12 protein-coding genes are annotated in these 15,129 nt (G+C 58.0%); 2 read left to right on the forward strand and 10 right to left on the reverse strand.

Annotated elements, in window-relative coordinates; translation table 11 throughout:
* Window positions 1–18: 18 nt before the first annotated feature.
* Complete coding sequence (locus tag E3U26_RS20750) at window positions 19–1,233, reverse strand: restriction endonuclease subunit S (RefSeq protein WP_499106389.1); 1,215 nt, start codon at window positions 1,231–1,233, stop codon at window positions 19–21.
* Window positions 1,151–2,304 (reverse strand): IS3-like element ISPfe1 family transposase gene (locus tag E3U26_RS20755; protein ID WP_114537220.1). Its coding sequence is split into 2 segments (ribosomal slippage): window positions 1,151–2,058 and window positions 2,058–2,304, totalling 1,155 coding nucleotides; the frame shifts between segments, so codons are not numbered across the junction. Before E3U26_RS20755 ends, E3U26_RS20750 begins: the two co-directional genes overlap by 83 nt.
* Before the next feature lie 74 nt (window positions 2,305–2,378).
* Between E3U26_RS20755 and E3U26_RS20760 the strand changes: the two genes are divergently transcribed.
* Window positions 2,379–3,311 (forward strand): IS5 family transposase, encoded by a 933-nt coding sequence (locus tag E3U26_RS20760; RefSeq protein WP_179921185.1) that lies wholly within the window; start codon window positions 2,379–2,381, stop codon window positions 3,309–3,311.
* Window positions 3,312–3,816: 505 nt separating this feature from the next.
* Here the strand turns inward: E3U26_RS20760 and E3U26_RS20765 are convergent.
* From E3U26_RS20765 to E3U26_RS20795, 7 genes are all read right to left on the reverse strand, one after another.
* Window positions 3,817–4,866 (reverse strand): phosphoesterase, encoded by a 1,050-nt coding sequence (locus E3U26_RS20765; RefSeq protein ID WP_499106390.1) that lies wholly within the window; start codon window positions 4,864–4,866, stop codon window positions 3,817–3,819.
* The gene (locus tag E3U26_RS20770; protein ID WP_499106391.1) at window positions 4,867–5,340 is read right to left on the reverse strand and encodes a DUF6634 family protein; all 474 of its coding nucleotides are present in this window, start codon (window positions 5,338–5,340) and stop codon (window positions 4,867–4,869) included.
* 38 nt (window positions 5,341–5,378) lie between these two features.
* Window positions 5,379–6,467, reverse strand: a complete 1,089-nt coding sequence (locus E3U26_RS20775; RefSeq protein ID WP_499106393.1) for a P-loop NTPase family protein — start codon at window positions 6,465–6,467, stop codon at window positions 5,379–5,381.
* A 116-nt stretch (window positions 6,468–6,583) separates the two neighbouring features.
* Window positions 6,584–6,994 (reverse strand): DUF6634 family protein, encoded by a 411-nt coding sequence (locus tag E3U26_RS20780; RefSeq protein ID WP_499106395.1) that lies wholly within the window; start codon window positions 6,992–6,994, stop codon window positions 6,584–6,586.
* A gap of 407 nt (window positions 6,995–7,401) precedes the next feature.
* A complete protein-coding gene (locus tag E3U26_RS20785; protein ID WP_499106396.1) occupies window positions 7,402–8,382 on the reverse strand; it encodes an ATP-binding protein in 981 nt (326 codons plus the stop codon).
* Window positions 8,379–10,562 (reverse strand): TnsB C-terminal domain-containing protein, encoded by a 2,184-nt coding sequence (locus E3U26_RS20790; protein ID WP_499106398.1) that lies wholly within the window; start codon window positions 10,560–10,562, stop codon window positions 8,379–8,381. Before E3U26_RS20790 ends, E3U26_RS20785 begins: the two co-directional genes overlap by 4 nt.
* Window positions 10,535–11,272, reverse strand: a complete 738-nt coding sequence (locus E3U26_RS20795; protein WP_499106400.1) for a hypothetical protein — start codon at window positions 11,270–11,272, stop codon at window positions 10,535–10,537. Before E3U26_RS20795 ends, E3U26_RS20790 begins: the two co-directional genes overlap by 28 nt.
* 356 nt (window positions 11,273–11,628) lie before the next feature.
* Between E3U26_RS20795 and E3U26_RS20800 the strand changes: the two genes are divergently transcribed.
* Entirely contained in the window at window positions 11,629–13,500 is a 1,872-nt protein-coding gene (locus tag E3U26_RS20800) for a TniQ family protein (protein WP_499106401.1), read from the forward strand.
* 134 nt (window positions 13,501–13,634) lie between these two features.
* On the opposite strand, the gene E3U26_RS20805 is transcribed toward E3U26_RS20800, so the two are convergent.
* A complete protein-coding gene (locus tag E3U26_RS20805; RefSeq protein ID WP_499106403.1) occupies window positions 13,635–15,101 on the reverse strand; it encodes a P-loop ATPase, Sll1717 family in 1,467 nt (488 codons plus the stop codon).
* Between the last annotated feature and the right edge of the window lie 28 nt (window positions 15,102–15,129).

Genomic DNA, 15,129 nt, shown 5'->3' on the forward strand with positions numbered 1-15,129 from the left:
ATCACTTACTAAGAATTGTCAGACCAGTCGTATCCGGCCCGTCAAAAGGTTTTGCATCATACCCTCCTTCACCTGCCGCGCCTTGTCGAGGCGGGTTGCGAGAGCTTGGATTTCGGTGTCCATGTCCCGCAGGAGACTGGAAATCGCGGCCTGTTCATCGAGCGGCGGAACCAAAATCTGAAGCTTCCGACCCTCTCTGTTACTAATCGCCGGATAGTTCGAACCAGCAATCAGTTCTTCGATTTGTCTGCCTATGAAGTTGCTCATGATTAGCTCGAAAAGATATCGCGACGAGCACACGTCTGGGCGCACTCTAAGGACAGCAAAGCCTGTCGATCCGATCCAGTCATCTCCTGATTGCTTAAAGAGATAGTGTGATTGCAAATTCGGCCTGACAGTTCCGAGTAATACGTCACCTTCACGCAAGACACGCCTTGCTCGCGAAGGCGCGTTACCGAACGTCGTTTCGGTCCATCCAGTTAGTGCCCCTCGGTTTACGTCCTCCAATGAGATATATCTGATCGCACGGTCTTTAGATGTGCTGGCCCCGAGCGCCTCCGGGTCGACAATCGCAGCGTCTTGAATAGTGCTCTCCGCCCACTCCCCTGAGAACCCCGGAAGGCGGCGCTTGGCGGTCAGGAGGTCCTGCATCGCGCCCTGCTTGATGAGCCGCTTCTTCGCGATCAGCCGCTCCAGCCCCTCGATCAACGCATCCGCATCCGAAAGCGCCTCGGCGATGGCTTCCTGCTCCTTGACGGTTGGCGGGCAAGGGACTTCGAGCTTGTTCAGGTCTTTTAGGTTTACGACCATTTGCGCTGAGCCGGCACCAGGACGAAGGAATTCCGAGCGGCCCATAGACGAATTCAGAAAGTGGACGAGGTAGTCCGGTCTCAATCCGCCTGAAAGGCGCAAAAGGCCAACCGCCCGCGAAATATTGGCGCTCGCGAGCCGTGGTGGGACTATAGCACTCTCGCCAGGATAGCCGACCAATGCGACCACCACGTCGTCTGCCTCTAGGCGTGTCCGCGCATACTCGGCATCTTTCTCATGGGTAATCAGGGGCACATCAGTAGAGATGCGACCGGCCTTTATGTCGCCGCCACGCAACATCGGCACACCAGAGGTGACCTGCCCCCCGGTCGTCCCTCGTTCATAACGAGAGTCCTTGGGGTTGATATTGGTTGGTTTCGGGTGTGGCAAGCGCGCCGGGCGCGGAGCCCTCAGATTGCTCAAGCGCTCGGCGCGCGTCGGACGGGGTCTTGTTGCCCAGCGAGGAATGGGGCCTGACGTTGTTGTAGTCGTAGCGCCAGAGGGCCAGTTTGCGGCGGGCATCAGCCAGGCTGTCGAAGATTTCCTCGTTCAGGCATTCGTCGCGCAGGCTGCCGTTGAAGCTTTCGATGTAGCCATTCTGCTGCGGCTTGCCCGGGTCGATGTAGTGCCATTCGACGCCGTTCGCGTTGGCCCATTTCAGGATGGCCTTGCTGGTGAACTCGGTTCCGTTGTCGCTGACGATGCAAGCGGGCTTGCCGTAAATCCTGACCAGCGCATCCAGTTCCCGTGCCACCCGAGCCCCAGAGATGCTCGTGTCAGCGATCAACGCCAGGTTCTCGCGGCAGCAATCGTCGTTCACAGCCAGAATGCGGAACTTGCGGCAGGCCCCGAACGTGTCGGACAGGAAGTCTAACGACCACCGCTGGTTTGGCCTCAACGGCGCTGGTATTGGCGTCCGGCTACCTCGTGCCCTCTTGCGGCCACGCCTGCGGCGCACCGACAGGCCCTCTTCCCGGTAGATGCGATAGAGCTTCTTCTCGTTCATGATCATGCCCTTGCGCTCCAGCAGGATGCCCACGCGCCGGTAGCCGAACCGCCGGCGCTTCTCGGCAATCTTGTGCATCTCCTCACGGATTTCCGGGTTGTCGGGTGGCCTGTCACGCCGCACCGTCTTCGGATCGACACCGATCAGGACACAGGCCCGACGCTGAGAGATCGGATGATCCTTCATCGCCCGCAGCACCGCGTCCCGCCGTTGCACCGGTGTCGTCAGGGCTTTCCCAAGAGATCCTTCAGAACCACGTTGTCCAGCATGGCATCGGCCAGAAGGCGCTTCAGCTTCGCGTTCTCGTCCTCGAGCTGCTTCAGCCGCTTGGCGTCCGACAGGTCCATCCCGCCATACTTCGCCTTGAGCTTGTAGAACGTCGCGGGGCTCAACCCGTGCTTCCGGCAAAGCTCGGAAGTCGGCAAACCCGCCTCCTGCTCCTTGATCATCCCGATAATCTGCGCCTCGGTGAACCGGCTTTTCCTCATGTCGTCTGCTCCTTCTCAGGTTGGGCAGACTCTACATCACAGCGAGGGAACTTCCGGGGGGCAGGTCATGATGTATGAGCAGACCCACACCGCCAACCTACAGGACCAGAAACTGGCCAGCCTACAATGAAGCGCTCAAGCGCCGGGGCTCGCTGACGATCTGGTTCGACCCCGAGATGAGCTGGGATGCCGTGCCGACGGGGAGGCGTGGCCGCCAGCAGACCTACAGCGATACTGCCATTCAGAGCTGCCTGACGATGAAGGTGCTATTCGGCATGGCGCTCCGGCAGACGACCGGGTTCGTCGAGAGCCTGCTGCGTCTGGTTGGCCTCGACTGGACGGTGCCTGACTTCAGCACACTGTCCCGCCGCCAGAAGACCTTGGCTGTGAACATCCCGTATCGCGGCTCCAAAGGGCCGCTGCACCTGCTGATCGACAGCACAGGAATCAAGGTCGAGGGCGAAGGCGAGTGGCACGCTCGCAAGCATGGTGGCCCCAAACGGCGGGTCTGGCGCAAGATCCACCTTGGGATCGACGAGGAAACGCTAGAGATCCGGGCTGTCGAGATCACCGGGAGCAACGTCGGCGATGCGCCGATCCTACCTGACCTTCTCGACCAGATCCCGGAGGACCAGGAAATCGGTAGCGTCACGGCAGATGGCGCCTACGACACGCGCAAGTGCCACGATGCGATTGCAGATCGCGGAGCCCATGCCGTCATCCCACCGCGCAGGAACGCGAAGACCTGGAAGACCATCACCGCTGGAGCCGTCGCGCGCAACGAGGCCCTCCGGGCGTCCAGGTATCTCGGCCGCACCCTGTGGCGACGATGGAGTGGATACCACCGCCGGAGCCGCATCGAGACGAAGATGCATTGTGTCAAACTGCTGGGCCAGCGGCTCATGGCAAGGGACTTCGACCGTCAGGTCGCCGAGTTCCAGATCCGCATCGCCGTCCTGAACGGCTACACCGCGCTCGGCATCCCGGTCACGGAAGCTGTAGGATAAGTCTGTCCGGGGAGGGGGTAACCGCGCCCATCACCTGAGTTATGCAACAGAGCCGTGAGGATGTAATCCTTGTAAAGCGAGGCGTCCATGCCGCCGCGAAGCTGGTCGCAGCTGTCCCACAGGGATCGGTAGATGTCGCTTTTCTTGATTGCCATGCTGCCCTCGTCATCTGGGCAATCGAAGAATGTCGCCCTTGTTGTCGTGCTTACCACAACCCTGTGTGCGAGGAAAATTCAAGGCGATACCGGCGCACCTTGCCGGGACTGACGGCCCCCATGCCGGACGGTTCCGCACCGGGCGATGCCGTCGTTCTTCGGCAAAAGGTGATCATCCGTGATAATGCGGCTCGATGTATCGCCTGAACGCGGCCAGAATTGCTATGTCATCACGACCAAACCGATGCACCGGCGCGCAGCCGAAATCCACATGGGCCCGGGTCAGCCAGTAGCAGAGCCTCAGGTTGCTGACACGGGCTGGCCTAAAGCACAGGATCTCGCGGACGACATCAAAGACAAGGCCGTTTGCCGCATCGAACTGGAACAGCGGCAACATTGTTTTGCCGTTTTGCACCAGGGTGATGACCGCACCATCGCGAGCTATAGCGTGCATGATGCTTCCCGGATCGTGCGTTTCTATGCGTAGTAGCGCACAGGCCCGCGAGGCGTCGATCAGATTGATGGTGGCGAGCAGGCGTTCCTCGGGACTCGGTTTGTTCGTAGGGATTTCCGCTGGCATCATATTCCTCCTTCGGAACCGCCCGGTTCGCCATCTCATCGAAGGTGAAACCGGCGGGCGGCGCGGCTCCCATGATGGACAGGTAACCGCCGATACATTCGGGACAGACATGCCGCCCCTCAGGCAATCGTTTGCACAAAGCGTCGTTCATAACGACGATTGTCTCGTTCGCATCGGCCACGACGATTTGCCCGTTGCGCACCACTGCGTGCCCGGCGACCAAGGCTGGATCGAGGATACGGCCGCAGCTCGCGCACAGCACCGTGGGATTGGCGCGGCCCGGTTCGACCTGATCCCAATGTGCGTTGGCTGGTAGGCCCGCGGCCCGGGCTTCGATCTCGCCTAAGTTGACCGGTCGAAAATTCCAGACATCAACGCCAACATTGACCGAGTTCCGCCTGCCCCACCAATTGTTGTGAACATGCCCGAACAGCTGCAACCCCCGATGCCGTGCCCCGGGCCAGGTGATCATCGGATAATGGCAGAGGACCAGTCGCCGCTTGTCCACGACGATGTCGGCCGTTTCCGCAACGCTGTCCCAAGGCAGGGCGCAAACCCAGTCAGGATCGTAATTGCCCCAGATCAGGTGCTTGCGCCCGGGCAAGGCGAGGAAGATGTGCTGCACCTCATCCCTTTGCGCGGAGGTCGCCTTTCCTGCCGTAAGGTCCCCCAGAATCAAAAGGTCATCATCAGGCCCGACGCTAGCGCGGCATTCGGCCAGCAGGTAGGCATTCATCGCGTCTGTGTCCGGAAAGGGGCGGTCACAGAAACGGATGACCTTGCCATGTGAGTAGTGCGGATTGGCCGTGAACCAAAGCATTCAGACCTCCCGTCTGGAAGCTGAGCGGTCTGCCGCATCAAATTCACGCACCCAGGCGATGTAGCTGGCCAGAAGCTCAGGCAGCTGATCCGGCCTTTCGAGCGGAAGATACCCGGGCAGCGAAAACTGGATGAAGTCGACCGCTGGCCATTCGACGCCTATGCTTTCGGCAAGCTCGGCTTCCAGCGCCGCAAAGGGTCGACCGAGATTATACCATCGCGACTTCGTCCTTGCCCATCCCGCCTCCACGTCGATCGCCAGGAGCGGGCTTGTCGTCGTGGTGTCGCGACCGAGCAGCGGGTGCCCCGAGACATAGCCCCAGAGCACGATTGTGCGGGAACCTGATCGCAGGGGACGCCAATGATCGATGACCGGGGCGTCGGTCAGATCCGCTTCTGTCGGACCTGCTTCGGCCTCGGCGATGGCTTTGAGCGCCCTATCCAAGCCGGCGCGATGTTGAGGAGAAAGTGCCATGATATGATCCGTTCTGTTGGCATCGCAGGGGCGCTGGCTCAGTGTAGCGTTGGGCGGTTTTCGAGGTCCTCTGCGAGATCGAGCATGCGCAGCACCACGCGGAGATCGGGCTGGTAGCCCTGTTTCATGGCCCGGGTCAGCGCCTCGCCGATGGCCTCGATCGACGTATCTGACAGATCGCGGCGCTGCCCTTCACGACCGGCGAACCGGACGAGGTGATCTCGGGTAGGATACGGGACATGGATAGGGGGGCACCGGCTCAGAAGCGGCGCGGACAATGATCTATGGTCATTGACGGTGATGATCCAGTTGATCCAGCTCAGGTTGAACGGCAACTTGAAATACGGGCAAGTCCACCGGGCCGCGCTCATCGGTTCGAGAAGGGGCAGCAGCGAGGCCGCGAGGTCGAACACCTGGCCTTTGCTGGACATGACCGAGCCGGCCTTTTCCAGTTCGTCGACGACCACAACCAGATTAGCCACCCGCTCCGTCAGCAACATGTCGATCAACTGGCCCGGTTCTGCGTTGGACCAGCCTTTTTGGGATCCGACCAAGCCAAACGAAGCGCCTTGGCTGGTGGATTCATAAATCAGGCTGGGCACCCCGATCTTTTCTCCGAGCGTGGCACCTAAATGCGTTTTTGCGATCCCGGGCGGGCCGGAGAGCACCATGGGCGGCATCCGGAACGCGGGATCGCCGCGCCGCACAGATCGCCGCATGGCATGCAAGATTTTGTCATTCACCGCACCCATCCAAGGATATTCGTCCTGAAGAGCGGCTGCGATCTCATCAGCCCGATGTTCACTGGGTATACTAACACCCTCGATCCCCGCTTTGATCGGAGTGAGGCGTTGCTGGTCTTCGGATCGCAGCCTGGAAAAAGGTGACCGATTGGCATAGCAGGCAGCAATATCCGCAGCGCGTTGACGAATGCGGCGTGTTTTGGCCAGAGGCAAATCGAGTTCAGACCATTCCTTGGGTGGCTGACCAGATGGGTTGAACCGATAGTCGTCTTTCTCTTTTGCCATGAGGATCTGAAGCAGATGTTGGCGCAGTCGTTCCTCAATGGGCCCAGCTTTGAAGGCCGGGTTGGGGAAGGAAAAGCGGGCAAAGGGAATGAGCGGCATGACGTATCCTCAATGAATGGGGGATCAGTTGCAGGCCGCAGCGACCTTGCAGTCGCGTTGGCCTGGTATTTGCCGGAGGGATCGAACGGCGGGCGGCCCGGCCAAAACACCGCGTGTCATTGCCTTCGAATGCGAGCCAGGAGGTCGCGAAGCATGCCATTCTCCGCAGCCAGAACGGCGCGGATTTCATCCGGGCCGGATAGCGTGTGGAGTGTCGGGAGCTTGAATGCGTCGTTTCCGCGCCCTGGATAGGGTGTGCCCAGCGAATACCATCGATTATAGGTGCGTGCCCATTTCCCAGTGGCATCAAGACCGAAGACTTGGGAGGTGTGGATGTCGCGGTTACCAAGGCGCGGGTGATCGGTGACGCGTCCAAAGAGCATTACACGACCGATGCGGTCTTGCATCGCGACCCAGCGATCGAGCATGGGCGCCTGCGCAAGATCGGCAGCGGTGGGCCCGGCCTCGACAAGATCGTAGAGTGCGGCCTGAGCAAAAAGGTCCTCAAGTCGAAGATCTGGTGGCATTGCGGTTACTCCGTTCTGGCAAGCAGCGTTCGACAGGGCCGGGGCAGCACAAGCCCCGGCGGACTGGATGGAAGACAAGGGATCGACTACCGGCTTCAGGTCAGCCGGAGGTGCTCGATGACATCTGGGTGAAGCTGAGCAACGGCAACCAGCTCAATATGGATCCTGCCACACTGAGTGGGGTCGTCAACGATTCTTTTCAATTATAACATATACTTACGTTGACTTTTCGCATTCGACCCAGGAATTGATTCACACGAATTCATCCAATGAAAAGCCGTTATGGGAGCGCTCGGAGGCACATTTCCGTTTGATGAGGCGTCGGAAGCGGTCCTGACGCCCCCCTTTTCAGGTCGGGCCCTATGCGAAAAACGATCGCCGGGTTGACGGCCGCCCCACTTGGTGTCTCAGGCCGTCTCCTCACCAATGCGCTGCTTCCAGAACAGCCGGTCATTAGGGAATGCCGAAACGTAGTGCTTATTGAGAAACGGCGATGCCACGGGGGTCATTCCGGTCTTGCTCGACCAGCCCTGCACGAAATGATCGACCGAAAGGACATCTCCGCCGGCAAGGTGGCACGCCTCGATGGCGCGGCTGGTGATCATGATCGCGAGGCCCCAACGGAACCCAGCGCCGGTGGCCAGACGGTGGTAGAAATCCTCCGTCGCAAGCGCCGGCGCAGGGTTGAGCCCGGCGTCCAGCGCCATATTCGAAACAAGCTCGTGCAGGATGTCGAAGTCTTCCGGAAGCTCGATGTCTTTCAGTTCCACCTCGGTCAAAAGGCGGAACAGCTGCTCTTCCTGGTAAAGGTAGCCATGGAGTTCAGGAACGCCGGAAAAAATCAGGATGAGGGGCCATTCCTCCGATTTCATCAGGGTTTTCAGCGAATCCAGAATGGCGAGTTGTTCACGTTCGGACTTGCCGCGGAAAATATGCTGCGCTTCGTCGTAGTAGATACCGACGACGCCTTGCGCCTTCGCCTGCTGGATGACCTTGCGCCAGATCTGGATCTGGGTGTTTCGGGCGCTGTCGGCTAAGCGATAGCCCAAGGCCGCGAGCGTCATGCTGCCGAGACCTTTCCAGCCGCCCTTTGCATCCAGCATGCACGAGACGATCCGGGCGGCTTTCCCATCGGGAAGCGCGGGGGCGCTTGCGTTAAAGCCGCTGATCACGTGATGGACTTCGCGCGTTTTTCCGGCCCCGGAGTTGCCGGTGACCAAAAGACCCTCGGTTTCGAACCTGCTGCCGCTGCGCAGACCGCCCAGATGGCGACTGAAAATCTGTGCCACCGATTGCTGGATCTTGGCACCGCGTTCAAAAGGATAGTGCCACACGGCATGTTTGCTGGCGGTTTCGGCAATTTCTTCGATGACGAAGGGATTGGTCACGACGGGTTTCTTTCGATTTTGCGGAACACCCGGCCTCTGGGCGTTTCCTGGGGGGCGGATTTGGGTTCGGCAGACGGTGCCGACAGCGACGAAGGAGCGACGGGGATCGCGATGCTCGACGGGCCACGCTCCATCAGGTTCGGTCTGGGCGAAAGGGGACCCGGCGGGACAATTTCGACAGAAAGCAGCTGCTCGGCCTGGCGCTCGAGGCGTTCGAGCAGGGTCCAGCTTTCAGGAAGATTGGCCGGTGTGAAGAAGCCTGATTCCATGGTCCTGCGTGCCCGGGCGTCTTTCAGGTGCTGGTTCTCGATCCGGCGCTGGTCCGGCCGACGTTGAATGGCATCCGTGATCACTTCGAGCATTTCGTTCAGCGTCAGATCGGCCAGGGCCGTCATCGTCAGATGGGCATCGATGACCTCGGAGCTGCCTTCGACCGTGATGCTAACTTGGCGCGGGAAATCCGGGTCGATATGAACATTGACCTTTTTGTCAGGTGATTTGTCGGCCCAACGCTGAAGCGCAGTCGAATTGTAGGGAATGCCATATGGCTTGACCCCTTCGGACGTGACGGTGAGTTGTTTCTTCAGCCCCAGATGCAGGCGGCGTTCTGACGGGCTGGGCGGAGTCAGCGTCGGATAGTCGCGCAAAACCTCCTCGAGCTTTTGCTTGGGCGTGACCCCGAACATTCCAGTGCCCCTATGCGGCTGGAACGGATATTCGTCGATCAGGTATCTAGTGATAATACCGTAGACCATGTCGGGCGTGAGTGAGGCCGCCCTCTTCGGATCGTAGCCCGGCAATTCTCCGGGGCGGCTCCCGACATATCCAGGAAGGAAGTTCAGGACCTCCCACTGCAGCCGGCCGAAAAACCGCTCGACATATGGCTTGTCAGTCGCGTGGTAGGTTCTGGTATCGATGACGGTGGAGCCGGTGCCAAGTTGCGCCGCGCGGACGGTGCCGTTCCGCAATGCCATACCGTTGTCTGCGATCGCTGTCATGATGCGCACGGCTGGCGCCGGCATGTGCTTACAGCCATATCGAGCAGCCTCACGGGTTTTGTCCCGCATCGCCATGCGCAGCAGCGCGAGCGTATGGTCGGCGTTCGGCGTCTCGCACATCACCCAGGCCAGCGGCATGTGGCTGGCGACATCAAGCATCAGCGGAACCCAGCAGCGGAAGATTTCGTTGTCATCCGGTTTATTATTTGCTTCCTTTTTGGGGATCATTTTGACGGTCAACCCGCCCTTGGCGTTGCTCATAATCGACAACAGCACCTCGTCGCCCTCGACACGTTCGCCGAATATGAAGGCGCGAATGTCCGTCGCTCCGGTCCCCATCAGATTGGTCGCCTGTCGGATGCCATCGCGACCAATGCATTTCTGCGTCGCAGACATCGCCTTGATGCGGGTGCGGATGGTCGTGATCGATGGGTAGCAGCTGAGTTGCTGCCAACCTTCCGCAGTCTGCTCGTATGCCTCCTTGGCCATGCGTAGGAGGGAAGCGACCTTGACTTTGACGGGTTTCAAGAAGTGCTCGAGGACATACCGAATGAAGCGCTCTTGGAAGGCGTCCAGCTTTTTTCGTGCCTCTCCCTGGGGACCCTTCATATGATGGCGGTCCATCAACGCAACCGGATTGCCATCAAAGCGCTGATAAAGCCGGAAGTCTTCCTGCAAGGTGCGACCGCGCATGACCTTCAGATCCGCCACACGCCGCCGCGCCCGCTCAGGGCTATAGCCGTGTTCATCTTCCAAAATGCGGCGAGCGAGGCGGCGGATTTCGGCGACCGTATCCCGGTGATCGAGATAGCGTTGCGTCAACTTCCGACCGCTTTCCTCGAGATGGGTCAGGGCGCGCATCACCAATTGGCGGTCGCGCACAAGCGCCTGCTGATCCGTGGTCAGTTGATCAAGCCTATCGAAACCGCCGGTATAATCCAGCAGCGCCTTGCGCTTTTCGGCATCGGCGGGCGTCACCACCTCACAGCGCGCGGCAAGGATTGCCTCCTCGATACGGTCACGGGTCAGACTGCTCTGCGTGCCGTCTTCGGCTTCCACGTCGATATCATCACGCGCGACGCCCACCACTTTCCAGCGATGGCCGTCGAGGATCAGCTCGGATCCGCGCGGAATGTTATAGACGGGTCGGGTTGTCATTTTGTCGGCCAGACCCGCGAGCATTGATTGATGGTCGCATCCCAGTTGGCGGTAAGAAGATTCTTACCAATCAGGCGATAGATGGAATGCATGGCGTCATATCTGGGAAGGTCATGGCACGCGCTCACCAGATCCTTTGCCAAGCTGTAGGTGTGGGACTGTGCCACCTCGAGGACATACAGGTCCGCGTCGAGATCAATATCCTGGCTCAGATCCCAGATCCTGCGGAGGTTATCCCGGCGGGCACGACTGTAGTGCTCACCGCTCGCCACCACAAAGCTGTCGCCTAAATGCGCCGGAATAGCGGGGTAGATGGCGGCGATTTCGTCCGCAGTGGTCTGGTGCCGCAAGCTCTCTGCGTTACGGACGAAAAACAGGCGCCGATGGCCGTCTCTGAAAGTTACACGAAGATCGAAGTAATGTCGCGGGGGCCGCTTTAGATGCGTGTTGTAAAAGAACGGAGGAAGCTGAACCTCAAGGTGATAAAAGCCAGGCGACAGCATTGCCTCGAGCGCGACGACGCTTTCGAGCTCGCTTTCGAACAGGAAGACCTGCTGCACCCCATTCAGATGCGGCGTGGAAAACGTCATCGAGACACGGCGGGCGGTGTTGCTGCGAGTCAAAGGATTGCGGCTGCCCGTGAAGGGCAGCACGCTGTGGATCGGGTGGATTTCCAGCGGCGGCTGCTCCGGCAGCTTGTGCGGCGTCGGATCCCAGTGTTCGCGATTGAACATAACTTCTCCTGTCCCGGACAGGCAGATGCCGACCGGGTGTAATTTCGATTTCAGGATCGAAAGCCGTTCTTGCCAGAGCCGTTTTCGGCTTCTACGGTGGCAATACACATCGGGCGGCTTTCGCCCCAACTCTGGGCGCACCTTCGGGTGCGCTTCCTCTTTTCGGGTGTGGATCCTCTGCTGGTTCTCTTCTGAGGAGGAGACTCCGCTGAACCCGTGAAAATCCAAAGCAGAAAATGATCCCTCATCTTTGATGCAGCGACCGATTCGAGTCAACCACCTGACAACAAACATGAATTTGCGAAAAATGAAGTTGCAGATGCAGGTCAAAAACCTGTTTGAGCCGGCGAGTTCTTATGGTTATCGAAGGACAGCAGCAGAAATTCTGGACCGGGATGACCGCCTTACCCTTAACCGTTGAGCATCGCCCGGGCGAACCCGCCTTCAGTCTTGTGTCGAGGCTGGCCGAGCGCAACTTTTGCGCGACCGAAGAATTCTGCAACGATATGGGCATCGACTGGGCCGCGGTTCTGGCAGGTGAGCCAGAGAGCGTTGCACAGGTTGCGGATCTTTCCGGAACATATACCGAGATCCTGATGGCAACCACGCCATGTCATCTCGACGCGCGCAGAACGATGCTGCACGGGATGGTCATGAACCGTGCGCGCCTGTCCGAGCATGAAATGCGTTGCTGCTTGGCCTGCCTCGCTGAAGATGTCGCCGATCAAGGTGGCCAAGCAACGAACCTTCCATCAATCCGCGCAGAATGGTTGCACGACCTGAACTTTGTCTGCCCGCGACATGGGACATGGCTAACCACCTTATGGACGGAGGGCGATTCTCGTCGCCGATTGGATACCGCCGCCCGGTTCTCTGACGCTGACTGGCGCCGTGCGACGGAAATAGAGTATCGCACTGCGCCCTTCGATCTGTGGATCGCCGCTCGATTGCGGGGGCAGCTGGGGTCGACCTGGCTGGATCGGTTCGATTTTCAGGCCGCAACCGATGTGTGCGATCTGCTGGGACGTAGCCTTTTGCGCGATAGGTTTCCGCAGCTGCGCGATATGACCGACGTTGATCGGCACGCGGCCATCTGCGCTGCCTTCGACATATTGTCCAAAGGAGAAGATGCCTTCCGTGCGGTTCTATCCGAGATGCAGCGCGGCGGTGGTTCCCCAAATGACGGTCCGTCGCGTCGTTTCGGCGTCCTTTACGCCAATCTGGACCGTTATCTCACAGGCTCGGCCTACGAGCCGTTTCGTGCAATCCTGCGCGACCATATCTTCCAGACGTGGCCGATTGCGTCGGGGCAAGCCGTCCTTGGAGAAATCCTACCGGCGCGGCGCCTGCATTCTGTGGTGACTGCATCCAAGGAAACGGGAGTCCCTCGCGACAGGCTGCGCGCGATGCTGGCTGCGAACGGCTACGTGACACCGCGTGGTCAGGGCACCTTTGCGGCCTGGGAGCTGTTCGACGCCAATAAGGCCAATGACTTTCTGGCACGCGCAGCAAAGGCGGTCACGCTGAAGGATATTCTGACGCTCTTGAACATGTCCAAGTCGCAAGTCGACACCCTGCGCGCGGCGGGATTCCTGCAGCCCAGTTTCGAGGGCGAGGGCCTGGCGCCGCTCTGGGATCCGGACGAGGCAAAGGCGTTTTTATCCGGCTTTTTGGATGATGCGGTTCAGGTATCGGACGGCGACCCGGAATGGGAGCAGGTAAGCGCCGCGGGATTGCGGCTCCGTGTGCCTCCTGGTGAAATCCTTCAGATGCGCCTCGATGGACGTCTTTCGCGCCTCGGCCGGCTACAGGGCGCTACCGGATATCGAAGCCTCATGGTGAATACAAACGAGCTGATTGCCGCGCGCAGTAGCACCGAAGACCTTTTGAATATGGAAACTTTCGCGAAAGCCATTGGACTGCGCTGGCCAGCAGCCCGTCGGCTGGTCATGCTGGGACTGACACCATCGACGGAGTTCCGTAACCCGGCCTCGGGGGCAATGCAGCGATACGTCACGCCGGCGGACCTTTGTATTTTCCACCAGCGATATGCGACACTGCTGACCCTCTCCGCCGAACTGGGCCAAGCATGGCAGGGGGTTAGCCATCTGTTGAAAGTCAAGCGGGTGCCCCGGGTCCAAGTCGACGGGAGGGACTTCGGCCAGCTGTATGCCCGCGAGGACTTGGGGGATGTGTTGCAGGCGGCAACGCTGTCCCCGCCGCCATAGACGCGAAAGCCCCATAGCCGTCGTTCGGGTATCTAGGAAAGGCACTCTCAGCAACCTTCAGAAAGCCCTCTGGAGACGCTCACTAGGCGTTCCTGCATTAAAAAAAGAAGAATGTCGAATAATAGAGCCTATTCCTACTGAAGGTCTAGCTCAGCAATGATATCCTGCAACTTCCGAGGATTCAAAGCCCACCTGTAAGCAGGGTGCACTTCCCATTGCATCCCAAAGTCGGCTTTTGCAGATTGTAATTTTGAATGATCGTCATAGAAAAATCGTTCTATTTTTCCATCAAGGTCCCTGCGCGCAATAACGAAGTCCACTTTGAAAAGAAACTCCGCTAGACTTACTCCAGTTGCACGCCGGCCGTTCTTGAAGTGAATAGAAGATCGCGATGCAATTTTATTCAGAATCCCAACTAACTCATCGTTTTTCAGAAGATAATCTTTTGATCGGCTTCTTGCAGTTTTTGCTGAAGGTTTTAGAGCGTATACGACCATTTCGATTTCTGGGAGTTCACTTCGGAATTCAGAAACTATATCAGATATCCTACCTTTGGAATATTCAGGAAAACTGTCGGTGAGGTCACGCGTAGATATCACCGACCGTCCATGCTTATCGGCGTTTTGCGCGGCTCCAGATAAGAGCTTTATTAGGTCGCGGGGGCGTCGACGTGTCAAAGACAAAAGGACCTTATGGATTGGTGCGTTATTCCAGTGGCCGCTGCCCTCAAAATGAGCGGTAATGATAGGATGCAAAAATCGAGAGATTTCTCTCTGACCACCAGATTCGCGGCTCAGGTAGAAGTTTTCATCGAAATCCACTTCAAAGTATCTTGAAATTCGCTTCGCCATCATCACCAGAATTTCATGGTTCGACCATGTCAAAGGGATGCGGTAGGGTTCGAATTTATCTCCAGACTCATCATGTTCGCGAACAAGATTATATGCATCAGTTCTAATTCCAATTTTGAATTGCAGCGCACTATCAGTGTCTTGATTTGTGATATCTCGAGTTGCATTTATGAGAGCCGAGATACTTTCAATATCGCTGCGGGTAGCGGCCCATCCGCGGTCAATGTCGTCGATATAAACTTTAATCTGCGACTTCTTTCTGAACTCGCTAATAACTTGTGCTTCTATTGAAGCGCCTTCCGGATTCCTAATTTCTTTGGTCAATATCCTCAGAAGTGCCCGCGCGGAATTCATGCCTGGAATACTCGAAACTGGCTTGCCGTAAATTTCCAGCTCTTCGAAAGATTTTTCTGCTATGATTGTTAATATATTCTTTTTGATGCCCTCGACTTTTTCTACGAAATTACCATCAACAGTCCAAGCTCGTGAAATATCATTAGGTTGCAGCCATATTGAAAGGATGCCTTTCGACACGTCCTCCAAATGAAGCATTTTTAAAAGGGCGCTTTTACCCACACCTTTATGGCCAACAACTATCCTAAGGGGAATATTAGCAGACGCCCGTTCATAGGCTTTGTTCCTGATGAAATATGATCGCAATTGCTCAGGGCGATCATCCTCTGCTGCTTGCGCACCAAAAAGCTTTAGAATTGTTTCATCATCAAAGCTTTTTATGGAGATATCCGACATGAGGAATGTTCCGTTAATTGAGGGAGGT

The organism is Paracoccus ferrooxidans, assembly GCF_029909815.1.
GTDB classification, from domain to species: Bacteria; Pseudomonadota; Alphaproteobacteria; order Rhodobacterales; family Rhodobacteraceae; genus Paracoccus; species Paracoccus versutus.

Excerpts from the sequence above, each read along its gene's own strand:
- E3U26_RS20765 (WP_499106390.1), bottom strand. The coding sequence starts at position 4,866 with ATGCTTTGGTTCACGGCCAATCCGCACTACTCACATGGCAAGGTCATC.
- E3U26_RS20780 (WP_499106395.1), bottom strand. The coding sequence starts at position 6,994 with ATGCCACCAGATCTTCGACTTGAGGACCTTTTTGCTCAGGCCGCACTC.
- E3U26_RS20790 (WP_499106398.1), bottom strand. The coding sequence starts at position 10,562 with ATGCTCGCGGGTCTGGCCGACAAAATGACAACCCGACCCGTCTATAAC.
- E3U26_RS20800 (WP_499106401.1), top strand. The coding sequence starts at position 11,629 with ATGGTTATCGAAGGACAGCAGCAGAAATTCTGGACCGGGATGACCGCC.
- E3U26_RS20775 (WP_499106393.1), bottom strand. The coding sequence starts at position 6,467 with ATGCCGCTCATTCCCTTTGCCCGCTTTTCCTTCCCCAACCCGGCCTTC.
- E3U26_RS20760 (WP_179921185.1), top strand. The coding sequence starts at position 2,379 with ATGAGCAGACCCACACCGCCAACCTACAGGACCAGAAACTGGCCAGCC.
- E3U26_RS20805 (WP_499106403.1), bottom strand. The coding sequence starts at position 15,101 with ATGTCGGATATCTCCATAAAAAGCTTTGATGATGAAACAATTCTAAAG.
- E3U26_RS20770 (WP_499106391.1), bottom strand. The coding sequence starts at position 5,340 with ATGGCACTTTCTCCTCAACATCGCGCCGGCTTGGATAGGGCGCTCAAA.
- E3U26_RS20795 (WP_499106400.1), bottom strand. The coding sequence starts at position 11,272 with ATGTTCAATCGCGAACACTGGGATCCGACGCCGCACAAGCTGCCGGAG.